This is a genomic window from Aquisediminimonas profunda, from assembly GCF_019443285.1.
Taxonomy (GTDB): domain Bacteria; phylum Pseudomonadota; class Alphaproteobacteria; order Sphingomonadales; family Sphingomonadaceae; genus Aquisediminimonas; species Aquisediminimonas profunda.
Map to the genome: position 1 here is coordinate 1611057 of NZ_CP080327.1, position 20810 is coordinate 1631866.

Here is a 20810-nt window from a genome sequence, read left to right on the forward strand (position 1 = left end):
CAGTCGGCGCAGGCTCCCCTAACGACGGGGCCTGACTCCGATTGTGTAAAAAGGCGTATTCATGAAACTCGTAAAAGGTGCTTGGGCGCTGCTTGTCGGCATCAAGGACGGTCTCGTTCTTATTGCCATGCTCGGGTTTTTCGGGCTGCTCTACGCTGCGCTGTCATCCAGCCCCAATCCGCGAGGGGGCGAAGATGGCGCGCTGCTGCTCGCGCTGGATGGCCCGATTGTCGAGCAAAGCGAAGCCATCGACCCGCGTGAGCTCCTTTTTGGCCAGTCGCCCGTCGACCGGCAATATCAGCTTTCCGATATCCTGCAGGCCCTTAAAGCGGCGGAACGCGATGACGATATCAAGACGGTCGTGCTTGACCTGCAAGGCTTTCAGGGCGGCGGGCAGGTTGCGCTTGAGGAAATCGGTGAGGCTCTTGATCGCATCAAGGCCGCGAACAAGCCGGTGCTGGCGTTTGCTGGAGGATATTTTGACGATTCATACCTTCTTGCAGCGCACGCAAGCGAAGTCTGGCTTGATCCGATGGGCGCGGCCGCCTTTGCGGGACCCGGCGGCTCGCGCCTTTATTTCAAGGGGCTGATCGACAGGTTGGGCGTCACCGTTCATGTCTACCGCGTCGGCAAGTACAAATCATTCGTGGAGCCCTATATCCGCGGAGAACAGTCACCCGAGGCGAAGGCAGAGAATGAGGCGCTGGCCGGTGCATTGTGGACCAACTGGAAAGAGAATGTTGCAAGGGCCCGGCCCAAGGCCCGGATCGCCGACTTTGTGACTGATCCAATCGCGGGTCTGGCGGCGGCAAAAGGAAGCCTGTCCCAAACGGCATTGTCGGCCGGGCTGGTCGACAAGCTCGGGGATCGTGTGGCCTTCGGCAAGCGGGTTGCAGCGATCGTCGGCAGCGACCACCACGGCCCGGCGGGCAATTTCCGTTATAGCGCCCTCAGTTCCTATCTTGCGGCGCATCCTGCTGAACATGGCGGAAAGAAGATCGGGATCGTTACCGTTGCCGGCGACATTGTGGATGGCAAAGCGCCTGCCGGCAGAGCGGGGGGCGATACGATTGCCGACCTCATCAGGAATGCGCTGGCTGAACAGGATCTCAAGGCCCTGGTTGTGAGAATTGATTCGCCGGGCGGTTCTGCCCTGGCGGCCGAAAAGATCAGGGCCGCATTGGCCGAAGCGAAAGCGAAGGGTCTGCCTGTTGTGGCCTCTATGGGCAATGTCGCGGCATCGGGCGGCTATTGGGTGACCGGCGCGGCAGACAAGGTCTTTGCAGAGCCGTCGACAGTAACGGGTTCGATCGGCGTCTTCGGGATCCTTCCGACATTCGAGACGACGCTTGCCCGCTATGGCGTGACGGCCGATGGCGTCAAGACGACACCACTGACCGGCCAGCCGGATCTCTTTGCTGGAACCAATGCGGCCACCGACGCCTTTCTGCAGGCCGGCGTCGAGGACATCTATGCCCGTTTCCTTCGCCTGGTTTCGACCTCGCGCAAGATCCCGCTCGAAAAGGTCGGTGAAATGGCCCAAGGCCGGGTATGGGACGGCGGCACGGCGCGCCAGCTTGGGCTGGTCGACGCCTTCGGGTCGCTCGATGATGCAGTGGCAGAGGCTGCGCGTCTGGCAAAACTGTCTCCGGATTCGGTGTCGCGTTACTATCTGAAACCTGAGAAGAGTTTTCTTGCCAGCCTGTTTGAGGACGATCTGGAAGCCCGCACAACGGGCCATGTGGACATCTTCACGCATATGGCACGACGGCAGCAGGCGCTTGTTCTGGCCGGACTTGCTGATGCAAAGGCCATGCTTCAAGGCCCCGCCATTCAAGTCCGCTGTCTTGAATGTCCGTCCCAACTCCCGCTAAGGGCGGCGCCGACGACACAAGACCTTACCCTCTTTGACAGGATTGTTTCATGGTTGATTTGAGAGCCGCCACACCCGACGACGCGGAGGCGGTTACTGCGATCTATGCGCCCTATGTGGTGACCAATGCCGTGTCGTTCGAAACGCGGGCGCCGACGGTCAAGGAAATGCGGTCGCGCATTGTTGCGGCAGGAGACATTCATCCCTGGATCGTTGCCTCGGAAAGCAACGTGATTCTGGGCTATGCCTATGCGAAGCCCTTCCGCCCGGGACCGACGCACCGTTTTGGCGTCGAAGTCGCGGTCTATGCTGCAGGCGAACTCGAAGGAAAGGGCATCCGCAGGACGCTGCTTTCAAGCCTGCTCATGACCTTGACCGAGCAGAATTTCACCCAGGCCATCTGCACATTGATGACGCCGAATGACAAGCTGATCCAGCTCTATGAATCCTGTGGTTTCCGTCGCGCGGGGGCCTATCGCGAGGTGTGCTTCAAGAACGGGCAATGGAGCGATATCGGGCTTTGGCAGCGCGAACTGGCGGAGGCAGGCACTCCGCCGGACGAGATCAAGTCATTCAGTTCCGTCGGTGTCGTCCGCGGCTGATCAGCGCTTGTAGGACGGGATGGCAAGGCCGCGGGTGATCGCCAGCGCACGCAGCCCGAAGCCGGAGACGGCACCGATAAGGGCAGCGGCAATCAGCGGGACGCCCAGTCCGGCCAGTATCACGAAGAGCGCTGCCGCCAGCGCCGCTGCCGTCACATAAAGTTCCGGGCGAAGCAGGATTGAAGGCTCGCCTGCGAGCACGTCGCGAATGATCCCGCCAACACACGCCGTGATGACGCCCATCATCATGGCTGGCAGAAGGGGAACGCCAAAGCTCAGCGACTTTGCCGCTCCGAACACGGCATAGACAGCCATCCCGACAGCATCGAACCAGTCAAGCGCTCGGCCTTTCCAGAAGTGTGCGGGCGTTACCCAGATCAGCCCCGCGGTCGCTAGACATACGGCGGGCACGCGCCAGTCATGAACCCAGAAGACAGGCGCGCCGATCAACAGGTCGCGGACCGTGCCGCCGCCCACGCCTGTAACAAGCGCAAAGAACGAGAATGTGACCAGCGTCTGTTGCCGTCGCGCCGCCGCGAGGGCGCCGGAGGCCGCGAAAACGGCGATGCCGAACAGGTCGAGCCAGGCGAGCAACCTATTTCAGCTTTGCCAGCCAGTTGAGGATTTCGGTTTGAAGCCTGATTCGCCGATCCGACCAACTATGATCCGTTGCGACATGAACCGCTTCAACCTGCGTGCCGCCAGCTGCGCGCACTGCGGCGACCAGCGCGTCGGCCATCGGAGCAAGACCGTCATCCGAAGTCAGAGCGAGGAGCGGCTTACGCGACAGAGGTTCCGCGCGCCCGATAAAATCGAAGGCCTGCGCGCTTGCAACAACTTCCTCCGTCATCGCGTCCGGGGTGGTGTCGAAAAGCGATTCCATGTCCCCGACCATTTCCTTCATGATTTCCGCACGCGGCATCCGGCCAAGGGCCCCCATATTTGCTGCAGAGATCAGGATGGTCCCACGCAAGGTGGCATCGTTCGCGGATGTCATTGCGGCAACCCACCCGCCCATACTGTGGCCTGCAAGAACAATATGCGATGTATCGATGCCCAGCTTTTTCGAGTTGGTCGAATCGCGGATGTACGCGAGTACCGCCGCCGCATCTTCCGGATTCTGCGCAAAGCGGAACGATCCCGGGCTCCCCCAGCTTCCGCGATAGTTGAACGTGATTGCATTCCAACCCGCGCGGCGGACGGCCTGCGCCAGATCAAGGTTCTTTTCGTTGCCGGGAAGGCCGTGACAAATCACGATCGTTGGATGCGGTCCTGGCCCTGCTGCAAGATAGGCAACGCCGTTGATAAGCGCGCCACCGCTAGGGATGTGAAGCACTTCCATCCGCGCTGGGTGCGCGGTGTCCTGCACCGGATCCGTGTATATTGCAGAAGGGACTTTTGGAGCCGCAATCGCCGGGTTGAAAGCGACAATGGCAAGCAGAATGGGCAGGAACCGCACGAGGTTCTCCTTAAATATGGATCGGCTTGCCGGTCACCGCCATTGCGGCTTCCTTGATTGCTTCCGAATGGGTCGGGTGGGCATGGCAGGTGTAGGCTATGTCTTCCGATGTCGCACCGAATTCCATTGCCTGCGCAGCTTGCGCGATCATCGTGCCAGCGACTGAAGCAATGCACCAGACGCCAAGGACACGATCAGTCTTGGCATCCGCGATGATTTTCACGAAGCCGTCGGGCTCGTGATTGGTCTTTGCGCGACTGTTTGCGAGCATCGGGAATTTGCCGGTCTTGACCTCGCCCCGCTCTCTCGCCTGCTCTTCGGTCAAGCCGACGCCCGCGATCTCTGGCCAAGTGTAGACGACCGACGGGATCACATCATGGTTCACGATGCCGGTCAGCCCGGCAATATTCTCGGCAACGGCAATGCCTTCGTCTTCAGCCTTGTGTGCCAGCATTGGCCCCGGGATCACGTCTCCGACCGCCCAGATACCGGGCACTGCAGTGCGGAAGCTGTGATCCGTTTCGATCTGGCCGCGCGCATTGACCGCAAGGCCAGCCTTGTCGAGCGCAAGGCCGTCTGTATTCGGACGGCGGCCGATGGAGACGAGCACGACATCGGCCTCGATTGTTTCTGAGGCCCCTCCAGCTGCGGGCTCGACGGTCAAGGTTACGCCTTTGGCCTTGGCTTTGGCGCCCGTCACTTTTGTCGAGAGCTTGAATTCAAGCCCCTGCTTCCTGAAGATCTTGTTCGATTCCTTGCGAACCTCTCCGTCCATGCCGGGCAGGATCTGGTCGAGATATTCGACCACCGTCACCTTGGCACCCAGCCGCCGCCAGACAGAGCCGAGTTCAAGCCCGATCACGCCCCCGCCGATCACGACCATATGGCCGGGCACCTTCGCCAGTTCGAGTGCGCCGGTGGAATCGACGATCAGGCCCTTGGCGTTGTCGACGTCCACGCCGGGCAGTGGGGTCACCGAAGAGCCGGTTGCAATCACAATGTTCTTGGCCGTGTAGCTCGTTCCGCCCACGTCAATCGTGTTTGCCGACGTGAATGCGGCATGGCCTTTCAGCCAGTCGACCTTGTTCTTCTTGAACAGGAACGCGATCCCGCCCGTCAGGCCCTTGACTGCATCGATGCGCTGGCCATGCATCGTCGCAAGGTCGAGGCTCATCTTGTCGATCTTGACGCCCAGCTTTGCCAGCGCTCCGCTTGCTGCTTCGTCATAGAGTTCAGAGGCGTGGAGCATCGCCTTGGACGGGATGCACCCGACGTTGAGGCACGTTCCGCCCAGTGTCTCGCGTGATTCCACGCAGGCCGTTTTCAGGCCAAGTTGCGCTGCACGAATTGCAGCAACATAGCCGCCGGGGCCGGAGCCGATGATGATGACGTCATAGTTCGATTCGGCCATTACGCGCCTCCTTATAGATCGATCAGCAAGCGGGTCGGGTCTTCGATCGCATTCTTGACGGCAACCAGAAATGTCACGGCCTCACGCCCATCGATCAGGCGGTGATCATAGCTCAAAGCCAGATACATCATCGGGCGGATGACGATCTGGCCATCGCGGACCACCGGACGATCTTCTATGCGATGGAGGCCGAGCACCGCGCTCTGCGGCGGATTGATGATCGGTGTGGAGAGGAGACTCCCGAACACGCCGCCATTGGAAATGGTGAAGGTACCGCCTGCCATGTCTTCAACGGTCAGAGTGCCTTCCTTGGCGCGCTTGCCGAAATCACCAATGCCGCGCTCGATTTCTGCGACTGACTTCGCCTGCGCATCGCGAAGCACTGGCACAACAAGGCCGTTGGGGGCGGAGACCGCGACCGAAATGTCTGCATAGTTGCGATAGACGATTTCATCGCCCTCTATCGTCGCATTGACTGCGGGCACATCCTTCAGTGCCATGCACACAGCCTTGGTAAAGAAGCCCATGAAGCCAAGGCGAACGCCATGTTTTTTCTCAAACAGGTCCTTGTACTTCGCGCGCGCCGCCATGACTTCTGTCATGTCGACATCATTGAAGGTCGTCAGGATCGCGGCCGTGTTCTGTGCTTCCTTCAGCCGCCGGGCGACCGTCTGGCGCAGGCGTGTCATCCGGACACGTTCTTCGCCACGGCCTGACGGCACAGATGCGACCGCGATGGGTGCCTCAACGGCGGCGGCAGGTGCTGTGCTGTCCTGCTTGGCGGCTTCCAGTACGTCTTCCTTGGTCAGGCGGCCGTCCTTGCCGGTACCCCTGATCTTCGACGGATCGATTCCAAGCTCAAGCACCAGACGGCGTACGGCCGGGGACAGCGTCAGGTCCCCCGGAGTGTCGCCCGCAGGGGCAACTGCTGCAGCTGCTGGTGCGGACGCAGCGATCGCAGGTTTGCTTGCCGCGGGTGCGCCGCTGCCTTCTCCGATCGACCCGATGACAGCTCCAACGTTGACGGTATCGCCTTCATTGACAACATGGGGCCCCATGACGCCGGCGACAGGCGCGGTCACTTCGATCGCGACCTTGTCGGTTTCCAGGCTCGCGATAGGTTCGTCAGCGGCAACGGCTTCGCCTGGCTGCTTGAGCCATTGGCCGAGTGTCGCTTCGCTGATCGATTCACCCAGGGCTGGAACTTTGATTTCGGTACTCATGATCAGCCTTTCCGCTGGCGTCTGATTTCGGCGCGGACATTGTGGCCCAGCGCATCGGCAACAAGTGCGGCCTGCTCGGCCTGATGGCGTTTCGCCAGGCCGGTCGCGGTTGCCGCGCTGGCCTTGCGCCCGGCATAGCGAGGGCGCTTCGGCGCGACTTTTGCACGCAGCAGGCACTCTTCGATCAGCGATTCCACAAAGAACCAGCTGCCGTTGTTGCGCGGTTCTTCCTGCGCCCAGATCACTTCTTCGAGATTGGTCATCCGTTCGAGACGCTTGACCAATGGATCGCCGGGGAATGGATAAAGCTGTTCGATCCTGACGATTGCCGTGTTGGCGTCTCCCGCTGCATTCCGCGCATCCATCAGGTCATAAGCGACCTTGCCCGAGCACAGGACGAGCCGCTTCACATCCGCGTCTGCTGGAGCCCAGGGGTCCGAAAGGATCCGCATGAAGTGGGCCTGATCGACAAAGTCCTCTACTTTCGAAACAGCCATCTTGTGCCGAAGAAGCGATTTGGGCGTCATCACGATCAGGGGCTTGCGGAACGGACGATGCATTTGGCGGCGGAGCAGGTGGAAATAATTTGCAGGCGTCGTGCAGTTGGCGACCTGCAGATTGTCTTCGGCGCACAACTGGAGGCACCGCTCAAGCCTGGCGGAACTGTGCTCCGGGCCCTGACCTTCATATCCGTGAGGCAGAAGCATCACGAGCCCGTTGGCCCGCAGCCATTTCGCTTCGCCGGCCGCAATGAACTGATCAATCATCACCTGCGCGCCATTGGCGAAATCGCCAAACTGCGCTTCCCAAAGAACCAGTGCCTTTGGATCGGCTCCGGCATAGCCATATTCAAAGCCCAACACGCCGAATTCGGAGAGCGGGCTGTCCAGTACTTCGAACCGGCCATGCGGCACGGTCGAAAGCGGGATGTATTTCGCTTCCGTGTTCTGGTCGACCCAGACCGCGTGGCGCTGGCTGAATGTGCCGCGTCCGGAATCCTGGCCCGAAAGCCTGACGCCAAAGCCTTCGGACAGCAGGCCGCCGAAAGCCAGAGCTTCGGCGGTTGCCCAGTCGAAGCCTTCGCCGCTCGCAAACATAGCCTTCTTTGCTTCAAGGACGCGGCCCAGTGTCGGGTGGATCGTGTGGCCTTCGGGTACCGTCGTCAGGGTCCGGCCAAGGCTTTCAAACAGCTTCTTGGAGATTCCCGTTTCGACATTGCGGCGCGCGCTTTCAGGGTCTGCGGGCTTGTTGAGTCCTGACCAGCGGCCACCGAACCAGTCCGCTTCGTTCGCCTTGTAGCTGGCCGCGCTCTGGAATTCCGCCTCAAGCATCGCGGTGAAGCGCATGATGTGCTCGCCGACCCAGTCTGCATCAATCACGCCTTGTTCGATCAGGCGCGGTGCATAGACTTCGGAAACCGGCGGATGCTTCCTGATGTTGGCATACATCAAGGGCTGGGTGAAACTTGGTTCATCGCCTTCGTTGTGCCCGAAGCGGCGATAGCACCACATGTCGATCACAATGTCGCGGTGGAACTTCTGACGAAATTCGATCGCCATCTTGCAAGCGAAGGTCACGGCTTCGGGATCGTCGCCATTCACGTGAAGGATCGGGGCTTGTACACCCTTGGCCACGTCGGACGGGTAGGGCGAAGAACGCGCGAATTGCGGGCTCGTCGTGAAGCCGACCTGATTGTTGACGATGAAGTGGATGCAGCCCCCGGTGTTGTAGCCCCGGATGCCCGAAAAGCCGAGGCATTCCCACACGATCCCCTGGCCCGCAAAGGCCGCATCGCCGTGCAGGAGGATGGGGAGCACCTGAACATGCTCGCCAAGATCGTCGCGCATTGTCTGGTTCGCGCGGACCTTGCCCAGCACGACCGGATCGACAGCCTCAAGGTGCGACGGGTTCGGCACAAGAGACATATGGACCTTGATTCCGTCGAACTCGCGGTCGGTCGATGTGCCGAGATGGTATTTCACGTCGCCGGAACCGCCGACGTCGTCCGGATTGGCTGAGCCGCCCGAGAATTCGTGGAAGATCACGCGGTAGGGCTTCGCCATCACATTCGCGAGGACGTTGAGGCGGCCACGGTGCGGCATCCCGATAACAATCTCGCGGACCCCCAAAGCTCCGCCCTGCTTGATGAAGCTTTCGAGCGCCGGGATCATTGCTTCGCCGCCGTCGAGGCCGAAGCGCTTGGTGCCGACATATTTGCGGCCGAGAAACTTCTCGTACTGTTCCGCTTCGATCACCTTGGCGAGGATCGCACGCTTTCCTTCGACGGTGAAGCCAATCGTCTTGTCAGCGCCTTCCATCCGTTCCTGGAAGAAGCGCCGCTCCTCCACATCGGAGATGTGCATATATTCAAGGCCGACGGCACCGCAGTAATTCGCGCGCAGGATATCGACGATCTCCCGCACTGTCGTCCATTCAAGGCCGAGCGTGCCGCCGATATAGACGGGCTTGTCGAGGCCAGCGCCCGTGAAGCCGTGATATTCGGGTGTCAGGTCGGGCGGGATGTCCTGCTTGGTCAGGCCCAGCGGATCAAGCTTTGCTGCCAGGTGACCGCGCACGCGGTAGGTGCGGATCAGCATCATCGCGCGAATGGAGTCGCCCGCTGCGGACGCCACTTCGGCTTCGGACAAGGCCTTGCCCGATTTGGCCGCTGCAGCCTTGATTTCGACCGACATCTGGGTCGGATCAAGCGCCGCCGTCAGTTCGTCCGTATCGAGCGGCGGCCAGTTGGGACGCGCCCAGCTTGGGCGATGCTCCGGTTCGAATTCGTGTTGTTCGTAACCCATTTTTCACCTCGTCGCCCCTGCGAAGGCAGGGGCCTCTTCGGGAGTCGGGTGCCACGGCGCCATACGGGCCCCTGCCTGCGCAAGGGCGACGTTCAGCCCTTCAACACCTCAACCAATGTCCGCCCCAATTCGCTTGGCGACGGAGAAACGCGAATGCCAGCTGCTTCCATGGCCGCAATCTTCGATTCCGCATCGCCTTTGCCGCCTGATACGATGGCCCCGGCATGGCCCATGCGCCGGCCCGGAGGCGCGGTGCGGCCGGCGATGAAGCCGACCATGGGCTTCTTGCGACCCTTTTTCGCTTCGTCGATCAGGAATTGGGCTGCTTCCTCTTCTGCAGAGCCTCCGATTTCGCCGATCATCACGATGGACTTGGTCGCATCGTCAGCCAGGAACCGTTCAAGGCAATCAATGAAGTTGGTGCCGTTGACAGGATCGCCGCCAATGCCGACCGCAGTCGTCTGACCAAGCCCTTCGGCCGTCGTCTGGAACACGGCTTCGTAGGTGAGCGTGCCGGACCGCGAGACTACGCCGACCGAACCCTTTGAGAAGATATTGCCCGGCATGATCCCGATCTTGCATTCGCCGGGTGTGAGGACGCCGGGGCAATTGGGGCCGATCAGCCGCGACTTTGAGCCCGAGAGCGCGCGCTTCACCTTGACCATGTCGAGGACCGGAATGCCTTCGGTGATGCAGACGATCAGCGGCACTTCGGCATCAATCGCCTCAAGGATCGAATCCGCAGCAAAGGGCGGCGGCACATAGACGACCGAGGCATCGGCGCCCGTTTTCTGCACGGCTTCTGCCACGGTGTTGAATACAGGCAGGCCGATGTGCACTGTCCCGCCCTTGCCTGGTGTCACGCCGCCGACCATCTGCGTCCCGTAATCGAGCGCAGCCTGTGTGTGGAATGTGCCGGTATCGCCGGTCATCCCTTGCGTGATGACCTTTGTATTCTTGTTGACGAAAATGCTCATGTGCTCTGCGTTCCTCGATCTTCATTGTGCTCCTGCGAGAGCAGGAGCCCAGCCTGTGCTTGGGTTCCTGCTCCTGCAGGAAAACGAAGTTATTTCAGCGACGGATCGATCTTCTTGCAGGCCACCAGCAGTTCCTTCACCGCGTCGACCGACACGTTGAAATTCTTCTGTGCCTTTGCGTTCAGCTTGATTTCCGCAATACGCTCGACGCCGCCCGCGCCGATCACGACCGGCACGCCGACATAGAGGTTCTTCACGCCATACTGTCCCGTCAGGTTTGCAGCGCAAGGAAGGAGGCGCTTCTGGTCGCCGAGATAGGCCATGGCCATCTCGATCGCGCTGGTGGCCGGTGCATAATAGGCAGAGCCGGTTTTCAGCAGGCCGACAATCTCGCCGCCACCCGCACGCGTGCGGGCAACGATCGCGTCGATCTTTTCCTTGGTGGACCAGCCCATCTTGATCAGGTCGGGCACCGGAATCCCTGCAACGGTCGAATATTCGATGACAGGGACCATCGTGTCGCCATGGCCCCCGAGAACGAAGGCCGTCACGTCGCGAACCGAAACCTTGAACTCTTCTGCGAGGAAATGGCGGAAGCGCGCGCTATCCAGAACGCCTGCCATGCCGACGACCATATTGTGCGGAAGGCCGGAAAATTCGCGGAGCGCCCAGACCATCGCGTCAAGCGGGTTGGTGATGCAGATCACGAATGCCTTGGGCGCGTGCTTCTTGATGCCTTCGCCAACGGCCTTCATAACCTTCAGGTTGATGCCCAGCAGATCGTCGCGGCTCATGCCCGGCTTGCGGGGGACGCCTGCAGTCACGATGATCACGTCTGCGCCCTTGATATCCTTGTAGGCAGACGTGCCCTTGAGATTGACATCGAACCCTTCGACCGGCCCGGACTGCGCCAGATCAAGCGCCTTTCCCTGGGGAATGCCGTCGACAATGTCGAACAGGACAATATCGCCCAATTCCTTTTGCGCTGCGAGGTGGGCGAGGGTGCCGCCGATCATGCCTGCGCCTATCAGCGCAATCTTCTTGCGTGCCATTGATCTGATGTCCTTCCATTGGCCGTAGGGGAATTGCGGCCGCCCTAAGCCGATTCGACCGAGCAAACAACCGCATAATTATCAAAAGTTACCAGTTTTGTTGCACTTGCGAACCATTTGCAATAAAGCTCATTGGTTGACGCCGCTTTCGGAGTGGCTAGGCTGCAGGCTGTTCCGTCATTCAGAGGTTGTGCGATGTCCGGCGTCCCGCAAAAGCTTACGATCGATATTGTTTCTGACGTTGTGTGCCCATGGTGTGCCATTGGCTACAAGGGCCTGGAGCAGGCACTCTCTGCCTTGGGCGATCGGGTTGAGGCGACGGTTACCTGGCATCCGTTTGAGCTCGCCTCATATTTGCCCGCTGGCGGCCAACTCCTGAGCGATTATGTGCGGGAACGTTATGGTGCGCCCGCCGAACAGAGTCAGAAAAGCCGGCAAAGGATCGTGGATGCAGGTGCCGCGGTTGGCCTGGACTTCCGCTATTCCGAAGGCAGCAGGATCTACAACAGCTTCAAGGCGCATCAATTGCTCCACTGGGCGGGCGAAGTCGGTCATCAAACCGAACTCAAGCTGGCGCTGTTCAAGGCCTATTTCACGGACCAGACGAATATCAATGATGAGGATGTTCTGATGGCTGCCGTCGAGAGCGCTGGTCTTGATCCGGCAGAGGCGGCCGCGGTGCTGGCGGACCAGCGCTATGCCGGCAAGGTCCGCGCCGAAGAAAATTATTGGACCGAGCAGAATATCACTGGTGTTCCAGCCTTCATCATCAATGGCAAATACATGATCCCAGGGGCGCAGGATGCAGAAACCTTCGGTCGCGTCCTCGAACGGGTCCTCCAGAAGGAAGCGGCCTAGACCCGAAGGCTTTGGCTATTCAGCCTGGCCCTTGAATCCCTGAGCGACGACATACCATTCGGATGACCCCTTGCGGCTTGCGGGCGGCTTGGCGTGCCTGACTGTTGTGAAATTCCGTTTGAGCAGCGCGACGAGATCATTGTCCGATCCGCCCGCCAGCGATTTCGCGATGAAAGCTCCACCGGGCTTCAATACCTGCACAGCAAAATAGGCTCCGGCTTCCACGAGGGCCATCGTGCGCAAGTGATCGGTCTGCTGATGCCCGACAGTGTTGGCAGCCATGTCTGACAGCACGAGGTCTGCGGGTCCGCCAAGCGTCTCTTTCAGCCACTCTGGAGCAGCATCGTCCATGAAATCCATCTGGGCGATTGTCACGCCGTCAATCGGGTCTACCGGCAGGAGGTCGATGCCGACAATCGCAGCCGCAGGACATTTGCGCCGCACAACCTGCGACCAGCCACCCGGTGCAATCCCCAGATCGATGACGCGCTTTGCCCCTTTCAGAAAGCCGTATTTGTCATCCAGTTCGATCAGCTTGTAGGCTGCCCTGCTTCGGAAACCCTCCGCATGGGCGCGCTTGACATAGGGATCGTTCAGCTGGCGCGCGAGCCAGCGCGTCGACGATGCCGTGCGTCCCCGCGCCGTCTTGACCCGTGTATGCCCGCCTGATCCGCCACGGCTCATGCGCGAGCGCCAAGCTGCATCAACTGGCGCAAAATGCCTTCCCGAATGCCCCGATCGGCGACGCCGACCCGGGGCGCCGGCCAGATATCCAGAATTGCTTCGAGGATTGCGCATCCCGCGACCACGAGATCGGCACGTTCGTGCCCGATACAGGCAAACTTGGCGCGCTCTGCCAGAGACGAACGGGAGAGCTTTGCACTGATGCCGCGCATCGATTCGCTTGGAACGACAAGTCCGTCAATCATCTTGCGGTCATAACTTGGAAGACCAAGATGGACGCTGGCAAGCGTTGTAACGGTTCCGCTTGTGCCCAGCAGGCGAAGATTGCTGGTGTCGAATTTCTGGCGGGCAGCGAAGGTGGCAAAGCTCTCAAGAACGCGGCCGCGCATGCGCTCATAGGCTGCCAGCCGCTGGTCAAGGCAATTGGGATCCGCACCTTCCGATTCCGCCAACGAGACAACCCCCCACGGGACGCTCAGCCAATCAAGCGTGCGGGGCTCATCTCCGCTTGTGTCGACAATAACGAGTTCCGTCGAGCCGCCCCCGATATCAAAAACAAGTGCTGGGCCATCGCCCTCCTCAAGAAGGCGGTGGCAGCCAATGACTGCGAGCCGGGCTTCCTCCTCTGCAGCGATCACATCCAGCTTGATACCCGTCTCTCGGTACACGCGGTCCACGAATTCGGGGCCATTGGCGGCCCGCCTGCATGCTTCGGTTGCAACTGACCGGGCCAGATGGACATTGCGACGCACCAGCTTGTCAGCGCACACGGCCAAAGCCGCGACTGTGCGATCCATGGCCGCATCGCTCAATCGTCCACTTGCGCCCAGGCCTTCGCCTAGCCGCACAATGCGTGAAAAGGCATCGACGATGAAGAACTGGTCGCCATCCGGCCGCGCAATCAGCATCCGGCAATTGTTCGTGCCGAGATCAAGCGCAGCATAGGAACGCCGCGCGGGGAAACGCGCGCGATAGCCCCCTTCGGGCTTTTGTGGCGGGGCATTCTGATCGCGACGATGCCGCGACGGCCCCTGGGCAGCAAATTGGGTCATGCCCGACAACTTTTCTGTTCTCCGCACGGCACACGCCGCCGGTACTTGATGACGTTTCTAATCCAAAGTTGCGCATTCCGCAAATGGGGGGGCGTTGACTTGCGCGGCAAGCCAACCTATCAGCCGCGCCTGCCCGCTGCCCCGTCGTCTAACGGTAAGACACCGGACTCTGACTCCGTTTATTGAGGTTCGAATCCTCACGGGGCATCCAGGCATTTCTCCCTGTGCAGACAGTGCCGGGAAGTCAGCGGTTGGCACCTCGCACAGGAATTCGCATGCCAACGGACGTCGCTGGCCGCATCCGTATTGTCCCTGATTCTGCTGACTCGCCGCGGGCTATAGTCTGTTCCCAAGAATGAACGGCCCCGACCGGGCATTTGGCCAAGAACGAAATTAGGGAAGAGGAGGCAGGCACATGAAATCGGTACTGTTGCACATCCAGGACGATGCTGGCTTCGAAGCGCGGCTCCAGACCGCGCTGGATATTGTTCGCGCATCAGAAGGGCATTTGACTTGCCTTTATGTGACGCCGGTCAATGCCTATGTCGCGTTTGACAATTTTGGCGGCGTTTTCGTCATGAACGACGTGCTCAAGCAACTCGAGGAAAACAAGGCTCTCTTGCAGGCTCGCATAGAGCAACGTCTGAAGGTGGAAGACATATCCTGGGATTATGTCGACTCCACTGCCGATCCAGCTCAAGCCCTGGTCAGTCGTTCAACGCTGAGCGATCTCATCATCATGAGTCATCCAGTGGGTGACAAGCCGCAAGGGATCGCCCACGCCCTGGTTGGTGACGTTGTCATGGGGGCTTCGACACCCGTCCTGCTTGTGTCGGATACGGCCAAGGCCTTCAATGCAACTGGCACAGCCGTCGTCGCCTGGAACGGCAGCTTTGAAGCTGGCCATGCGCTTCGTGCGGCGCTGCCGCTTCTTGCGAGCGCGGGCAATGTCCATATCGTCTCGGTCTCGGAAGGGCGGGATCATGCGTTTCCGTCACTGGCTGCCTCGGAATATCTCGCTCGTCACGGGATCGTGTCGGAACTGCATGAGCGTCGCGGAGATAGTGGAGAGGTTGGAACGCTACTGATCGAAACCGCGAAACAGCTTAAGGCGCAATATCTTGTCATGGGTGCTTACGGACATTCAAGGGCCCGGGAATATCTGTTCGGCGGGGTAACACGCAACTTGCTGAAGGACTCTCCGATCCCCCTGCTGCTGGCACGCTAGTACGAAGTGCGCGGCATTGGCCTGAAGTCGATAGGCTGCGATTATCCAGCGCAGCGTATCGGCAAGGCTGCAGCGCCAGCATCACGTTTGTAAATGTCCGGCAGGATGGCAACACGCCCGTCCCGGCCCACATCCGCAGTGAAGTAAGTCACGTAGACCGGGATCGCCTTGGGCAGCGCAAAAGTCTGGGTTTCCCGACCTGCGACGATGGCGTCGATCCTGTCCTTGGTCACGCTTCCGCGAAGGAGCGTATTCGCAAAGCCCAATGCATCGCCAACCCGGATACAGCCATGGCTGAAGGCACGAACGTCCTTCAGGAAAAGATCTTTGGACGGCGTATCATGGAGATAGATGCTGAATTGGTTGGGCATTTCCAGCTTCATCTGGCCCAGCGCATTGTTCGGCCCCGGCTTCTGGCGATAGCTGCCTTTGCCCCAGACATACCCTCGCCGTCGGGCTTCTGCGGGATTGCGGCGCACCAAAGCGCCAACGCTTTCGGCCACGATGCTCTTCGGGACTGTCCACCAGGGGTTGAACGTCACCCCCTTGACGAAGGTCGCGAATGTCGGCGTCGGGGTCTTGGGTTTGCCGACAATGACGGGCCAGGTGCCAACCATCTTGCCGTCTTGCCAGTAGGTGACTTCGAACCTCGCAGCATTCACGATCAGAAAGGTCTCCCCCAGGTCTATGGGGAGCCACCGCCACCGCTCCATGTTCAGTGCAAGCGTGGCCCGCTGCGCCGGATCCTTCTCGACGGCATAGGCTGCACGAAGGGCGGAATAGTCGGGGTGATGCGGGATCAGCAGTGAAAAGAACAGATCAATATCTTCCTTGCCGAGCATGAAGGAAAGGTAAGATTTTAGGTCATAATATTCGTCGACATCGGGCATATGCCACGTGCTGCGGGTTTCGACCGAAGCGCTGCCCAAGAGGTGCATCCGAGCGAGTCGGAGCGCAAGATCAGTCGCCGCCTTGTCGATCTCTTCCTGATTCTGACTTGTAACAGCCTTGTCCAGATCGGCAGTGGAGGGTTGGGGCAAGGCATCAAGCGGCGCCGCCGCGGCCCAGCGGCGGAGAGCACGTACCTGCTCTTCCGGCCATTTCGGCACGGCGACCGATTCCGGGGCAGCGTTGGCCGTCGTCAGGAAGACAACTGCGATCAACAGACTGATTCTCATGACGAAGACCTGCGCGCGTCCATTGAATGGCTCAATCAGGGCTATTACCTACACGGTTGAATGATTTTCACATTTTGGGTTTATATAATTGAATAGACGCAGTTTTCTGACTGCCGGTGCTGTTGCATCAGTGTCGCTTTGCGTTCCAAAGGCATTTGCGGCTGTTTTGGGCGACCGGACACCGGACATTTTGCCGCGGGCCCTTGCCGCACTTGACCGGCACCGGGGACGCATCGTGCATCGCGACTGGATTGGCATTGTCGATTTTGGCATGGCCTCCCGCAGTCGGCGATTTTACCTCGTCGATCTTTTGGGCGGCCGGACGACCAGCCTTTTGGTTTCGCATGGTCGTGGCTCCGATCCGGGAAATAGCGGCTGGGTGCAGTCATTTTCCAACCGTCCGGGTTCGGAAGCCTCTTCGCCGGGCAGCTTCCTCACGGGCGATACCTACTTTGGAAAGCATGGCCGATCCCGGAGGCTTGCCGGCCTTGAACCGTGCAACGACCAAGCCGAAAACAGAGGGATCGTGATCCACTCGGCATCCTATGTCAGCGATGACATGGCCAATATGCATGGCAGGGTGGGGCGTAGCCAAGGGTGTTTTGCCGTTTCGGATAACGAGCTTCAGATGGTCTTGGCTCGGCTGGGGCCGGGACGACTGCTGTTCGCCACGAAGTAGAACTGCAGGCGCAATCTGTTCGCTTCGTGCTAGCCGGCGACGATCGCCGCCCATTCCGCTTCGTCAATCACACGAACCCCCAATTCCTGAGCCTTTTTCAACTTTGATCCGGCACCGGGTCCTGCGACCACCAGATCCGTCTTTGCGGAAACTGATCCGGCTGTCTTTGCGCCCAATGCCTCTGCTTGAGCCTTAGCCTCGTCGCGGCTCATGGTTTCGAGGCTTCCGGTAAAGACAATGGTCATGCCCGAGACTGATGAAGCCCTGACGTTGGAGACGTAAGGCTGAGGGTCGGTCACTTTCAGAAGATCATCCCAGACGTCGCAGTTGTGTGGTTCATGAAAGAATTCGATCAGGGCTTCAGCAACGACGGGCCCGATACCGTCGATTGCGGTGAGTTGTTGCAACGCGTCAGCATCACGCGCAACCTGTGCAATCTGGGCAACTGAACCGAAGGCCTTGAGCAGGTCCTTTGCTGTAACCGCCCCCACATGCCTGATGCCGAGTCCGAAAAGCAGCCGCACTGGATCAGCGTCGCGCTTCGCTTCAATTGCTGCAAGGAGATTGTCGACAGACTTTTCTTTCCAGCCCTCGCGCGAAAGAAGCTCTTCGCGATGCTCCGCGAGCCGGAAAATGTCAGCGGGCGAGCGCAGCCATCCAAGATCGAAGAACTCACGGATCGATTTTTCGCCCAAGCCCTCAATATCCATTGCCGCCCGGCTGACGAAATGCCGCAGCCGCTCGACCCTTTGTGCCGGGCAGATAAGGCCGCCCGTGCACCGCACGTCGACTTCGCCATCCTCTGCAACGGCTTCGGAATCGCATTCGGGGCAATGATCAGGAAATGTGAAGGCTGGCCTATCCTCGCCCCGAGTCAGGTTTTCGACGATCTGGGGAATCACGTCACCCGCGCGCTGGACCAGCACACGGTCCCCGGGGCGGACGCCCAGACGTCCGATCTCATCGCGGTTGTGCAGCGTAACGTTTGAAACGACGACGCCTCCGACCGTAACAGGCTGGAGCCGACCCACCGGTGTCAGCTTGCCCGTGCGACCAACCTGGATGTCGATTGCCAGCAGGGTCGTCTGTGCCTGTTCAGCCGGGAATTTATGGGCAATCGCCCAGCGCGGCGCCTTGGCGACAAAGCCAAGCCGCGCTTGCCAGTCGAGCCGATCGACCTTGTAAACCACGCCATCGATGTCGAACGGCAGGTCTGACCGTTCGGCTTCGATTGCAGCATAATGGGCCAGTGCGCCTTCCACTGTTTCAGTCCGTTCAAGCCGACTGTCGACGGGCAGACCCCAGGCTGCAATCGCCGACATGACCCCGTACTGCGTGTCAGCTGGCAGGGCGGAGGCTTCGCCCCATCCATGCGCAAAAAACCGCAACGGCCGGGATGCGGTAACATTTGCGTCCTTTTGGCGAAGTGAGCCGGCAGCGGCGTTGCGCGGGTTCGCAAACAGCTTTCCATCCAGTTTTTGCTGCGCAGCATTGAGTGCAGCAAAATCGGCCTTGGACATATAGACCTCGCCCCGGATTTCGAAGACGTCTGGGATCGTCGCCCCTGCCTGCACAGGGGCGACGCCGAGTTGCAGGGGAATGTCAGCGATGGTGCGAACATTTGCGGTCACGTCTTCGCCAACAGTTCCATCGCCGCGCGTTGCCGCCATGACAAGGCGTCCCTTTTCGTAGCGCAGCGAACAGGATAGGCCGTCAATCTTGGTCTCGGCAGTCAAGGCAACGGGAGCATCGTCGGCAAGATTGAGGAAACGCCTGATCCGCCCGACAAAGTCTTCGACGTCCTGATCGTCAAAGGCATTGTCGAGGCTCAGCATCGGCTTGGAATGTGTCACCTTTGACAAGTGAGATGCCGGTGCCGCCCCAACCAGTTTCGAGGGTGAATCTGCACGAACAAGGTCCGGAAACGCAGCCTCGAGTTCATTGTTCCGCTTGACCAGCGCGTCATAGTCCGCATCGCTGATCTCGGGCGCATCTTCGGTATGATAGCGCGCCGAATGATAGGCGATCAGGCGCGCAAGCTGCTCAAGCTCGGCAGCGACTTCGGATTCCTTGGTCACGCAGCCTCCAGCAGTCGATCGGCCTGCGCGCGCGCTTCATCTGTCACTTCTGCGCCGGACAGCATTCTTGCGATCTCTTCGCGACGGTTGTTGTCGTCAAGTGCACGAACGCTGGTGCGCGTAACGGCACCGTCGGACGATTTGGCGATCAACAGATGCGTGTCGCCACGGGCCGCGACTTGCGGGCTGTGCGTAACGACGATCACCTGCGCGTCCTCGGCCAGTCGGGAAAGCCTCTCTCCGATTGCGGACGCGACCGCGCCGCCCACACCGCGATCGATTTCGTCAAAAATCATCGTGGCGGCAGTCCCATGTTCCGCCAAGGCCACCTTCAGCGCCAGGATGAAGCGCGACAGCTCACCGCCGCTGGCGATCTTGATCAGCGGACCGAAGGCGGCGCCGGGGTTGGTCGAGATTTCGAATTCGACACGGTCCATGCCGTGCGGGCCCCATTGTGCCTCTGGCAACGGCGCAACGATTGTGCGGAAGCGGGCAGAATCCAGCTTTAAAGGCACAAGTTCAGCCGCGACGGCGTCGTCAAGTTTCGCTCCTGCCGCAATTCGCTGTTCGGTAAGCGCCCTGGCGCTGCTACAAAAGGTATCCCGGGCATCAGCAAGAGCCTTTTCAAGACGAGCCAGCCCCTCGCTGCCTGCTTCGATCGCCTCATGGCGGGCAGCCAGCTCCTCAGTGAGATCGGCAAGCTGATCCGGCTGAACGCGGTGCTTGCGGGCCAGCGCGCGCAGGTCGAACAGGCGCGCTTCGTCTGCCTCAAGAGCGGCTGGATCATAGGCGAGAGCTTGCGCTGCATCGCGCAGGCGATCTTCGGCAACCGAGCCTTCATTGATCGCGCGATCGACAGCCGCCAGGGCTTCGGCCAGCGCTGGATGGTCACCAGCGATCCGGTCAAGAATGCGGGCAGCCTGTCGCAGCTTGGAAAGACCGCCATCGGCATCCTCGAGCAACATGCTGACCTGCACAAGTTCGTCGGCGATTTTCTGCCCGCGCTGCATCGTTGCGCGACGACCGGCAAGTTCGGCTTCTTCGCCGGGCTGGGGCGCAAAGGCGCGCAACTCGTCCACCGCATGGGCGAGCCAGTCGCGATCACGCTCGGCATCGACCAGCGCAGTTCTGGCCGTTTCAAGAGCCAGCCCGGTGGCTCTCATGGCCTGATATGCAGCGGCGACTTCGGCTGTACTTGAGCGCGCAAAAATATCGAGCAGGGCACGATGGCCTTTCGGGTTGATCAGCCCGCGATCATCATGTTGCCCATGGACCTCGACCAGAAGTCCGCCCAACTCGCGAAGCAACGCTGCGGAAACCGGCTGGTCGTTCACGAAAGCGCGGCTGCCGCCATCGGCCTTGACCGTGCGCCGGACGATAAGTTCCTCGCCCGCACCAAGCAGGAGATCATTGCTGTCGAGCAGACATCTGGCTTCCGGTGATGGCTGGAAACTTGCCGTTACACTGGCTTGTGCGACGCCTGAGCGGACCAGTCCGCTATCGGCCCGATCGCCAAGCGCGAGCCCCAATGCATCGAGCAGGATCGATTTTCCCGCACCGGTTTCGCCTGTAAGAACGCCAAGTCCACGAGCGAAATCAAGGTCAAGCGTCTCGATCAGCACAACATCGCGGATCGACAGGCTGGTCAGCAT

At 60.2% G+C, this 20810-nt stretch carries 17 protein-coding genes and 1 tRNA gene; 6 read left to right on the forward strand and 12 right to left on the reverse strand.

Annotated elements, in window-relative coordinates; translation table 11 throughout:
• Positions 1-61: 61 nt before the first annotated feature.
• Positions 62-1936 (forward strand): signal peptide peptidase SppA, encoded by a 1875-nt coding sequence (sppA, locus tag K0O24_RS07980; protein WP_219895302.1) that lies wholly within the window; start codon positions 62-64, stop codon positions 1934-1936.
• Positions 1924-2475, forward strand: coding sequence for a GNAT family N-acetyltransferase (locus K0O24_RS07985; RefSeq protein WP_219895303.1), 552 nt, complete (start codon positions 1924-1926; stop codon positions 2473-2475). Before sppA ends, K0O24_RS07985 begins: the two co-directional genes overlap by 13 nt.
• Here the strand turns inward: K0O24_RS07985 and K0O24_RS07990 are convergent, their stop codons facing one another.
• The 7 genes from K0O24_RS07990 to mdh form a co-directional block, all read right to left on the reverse strand.
• The gene (locus K0O24_RS07990) at positions 2476-3069 is read right to left on the reverse strand and encodes a trimeric intracellular cation channel family protein (protein WP_219895304.1); all 594 of its coding nucleotides are present in this window, start codon (positions 3067-3069) and stop codon (positions 2476-2478) included.
• A 1-nt stretch (position 3070) separates the two neighbouring features.
• Positions 3071-3934, reverse strand: a complete 864-nt coding sequence (locus K0O24_RS07995) for an alpha/beta hydrolase family protein (RefSeq protein ID WP_246611175.1) — start codon at positions 3932-3934, stop codon at positions 3071-3073.
• Positions 3935-3944: 10 nt separating this feature from the next.
• Positions 3945-5345, reverse strand: coding sequence for a dihydrolipoyl dehydrogenase (gene lpdA / locus K0O24_RS08000; RefSeq protein ID WP_219895305.1), 1401 nt, complete (start codon positions 5343-5345; stop codon positions 3945-3947).
• 11 nt (positions 5346-5356) lie between these two features.
• Positions 5357-6568, reverse strand: coding sequence for a 2-oxoglutarate dehydrogenase complex dihydrolipoyllysine-residue succinyltransferase (gene odhB / locus K0O24_RS08005; protein WP_219895306.1), 1212 nt, complete (start codon positions 6566-6568; stop codon positions 5357-5359).
• Positions 6569-6570: 2 nt separating this feature from the next.
• Entirely contained in the window at positions 6571-9372 is a 2802-nt protein-coding gene (locus K0O24_RS08010; RefSeq protein ID WP_219895307.1) for a 2-oxoglutarate dehydrogenase E1 component, read from the reverse strand.
• 92 nt (positions 9373-9464) lie between these two features.
• Positions 9465-10349: a succinate--CoA ligase subunit alpha gene (gene sucD / locus K0O24_RS08015; protein WP_219895308.1), complete on the reverse strand. Its 885-nt coding sequence runs from the start codon at positions 10347-10349 to the stop codon at positions 9465-9467.
• A gap of 89 nt (positions 10350-10438) precedes the next feature.
• Positions 10439-11401, reverse strand: coding sequence for a malate dehydrogenase (mdh, locus tag K0O24_RS08020; RefSeq protein WP_219895309.1), 963 nt, complete (start codon positions 11399-11401; stop codon positions 10439-10441).
• Between the two features lie 153 nt (positions 11402-11554).
• Here mdh and K0O24_RS08025 point away from each other — a divergent pair, with 153 nt between their 5' ends.
• Entirely contained in the window at positions 11555-12259 is a 705-nt protein-coding gene (locus K0O24_RS08025; protein WP_246611176.1) for a DsbA family oxidoreductase, read from the forward strand.
• 15 nt (positions 12260-12274) lie between these two features.
• Here K0O24_RS08025 and K0O24_RS08030 read toward each other — a convergent pair whose 3' ends face one another.
• Positions 12275-12943: an RlmE family RNA methyltransferase gene (locus K0O24_RS08030; protein ID WP_219895310.1), complete on the reverse strand. Its 669-nt coding sequence runs from the start codon at positions 12941-12943 to the stop codon at positions 12275-12277.
• Positions 12940-13995: a Ppx/GppA phosphatase family protein gene (locus K0O24_RS08035; protein ID WP_219895311.1), complete on the reverse strand. Its 1056-nt coding sequence runs from the start codon at positions 13993-13995 to the stop codon at positions 12940-12942. The genes K0O24_RS08030 and K0O24_RS08035 overlap by 4 nt, the downstream gene beginning before the upstream one ends.
• A 137-nt stretch (positions 13996-14132) precedes the next feature.
• On the opposite strand from K0O24_RS08035, the gene K0O24_RS08040 reads away from it, so the two are divergent.
• Both K0O24_RS08040 and K0O24_RS08045 read left to right on the forward strand, forming a co-directional pair.
• Positions 14133-14206, forward strand: a tRNA-Gln gene (locus tag K0O24_RS08040).
• 204 nt (positions 14207-14410) lie between these two features.
• Positions 14411-15223 (forward strand): universal stress protein, encoded by an 813-nt coding sequence (locus tag K0O24_RS08045; RefSeq protein ID WP_219895312.1) that lies wholly within the window; start codon positions 14411-14413, stop codon positions 15221-15223.
• Between the two features lie 41 nt (positions 15224-15264).
• Here K0O24_RS08045 and K0O24_RS08050 read toward each other — a convergent pair whose 3' ends face one another.
• Positions 15265-16401, reverse strand: coding sequence for a L,D-transpeptidase family protein (locus tag K0O24_RS08050; protein WP_219895313.1), 1137 nt, complete (start codon positions 16399-16401; stop codon positions 15265-15267).
• An 88-nt stretch (positions 16402-16489) separates the two neighbouring features.
• Between K0O24_RS08050 and K0O24_RS08055 the strand changes: the two genes are divergently transcribed.
• Positions 16490-17080 (forward strand): murein L,D-transpeptidase catalytic domain family protein, encoded by a 591-nt coding sequence (locus K0O24_RS08055; protein WP_219895314.1) that lies wholly within the window; start codon positions 16490-16492, stop codon positions 17078-17080.
• Between the two features lie 29 nt (positions 17081-17109).
• Here K0O24_RS08055 and ligA read toward each other — a convergent pair whose 3' ends face one another.
• Both ligA and recN read right to left on the reverse strand, forming a co-directional pair.
• On the reverse strand, positions 17110-19158 hold the full coding sequence (gene ligA, locus K0O24_RS08060) for an NAD-dependent DNA ligase LigA (protein WP_219895315.1): 2049 nt from the start codon (positions 19156-19158) through the stop codon (positions 17110-17112).
• Positions 19155-20810, reverse strand: coding sequence for a DNA repair protein RecN (recN, locus tag K0O24_RS08065; RefSeq protein WP_219895316.1), 1656 nt, complete (start codon positions 20808-20810; stop codon positions 19155-19157). Before recN ends, ligA begins: the two co-directional genes overlap by 4 nt.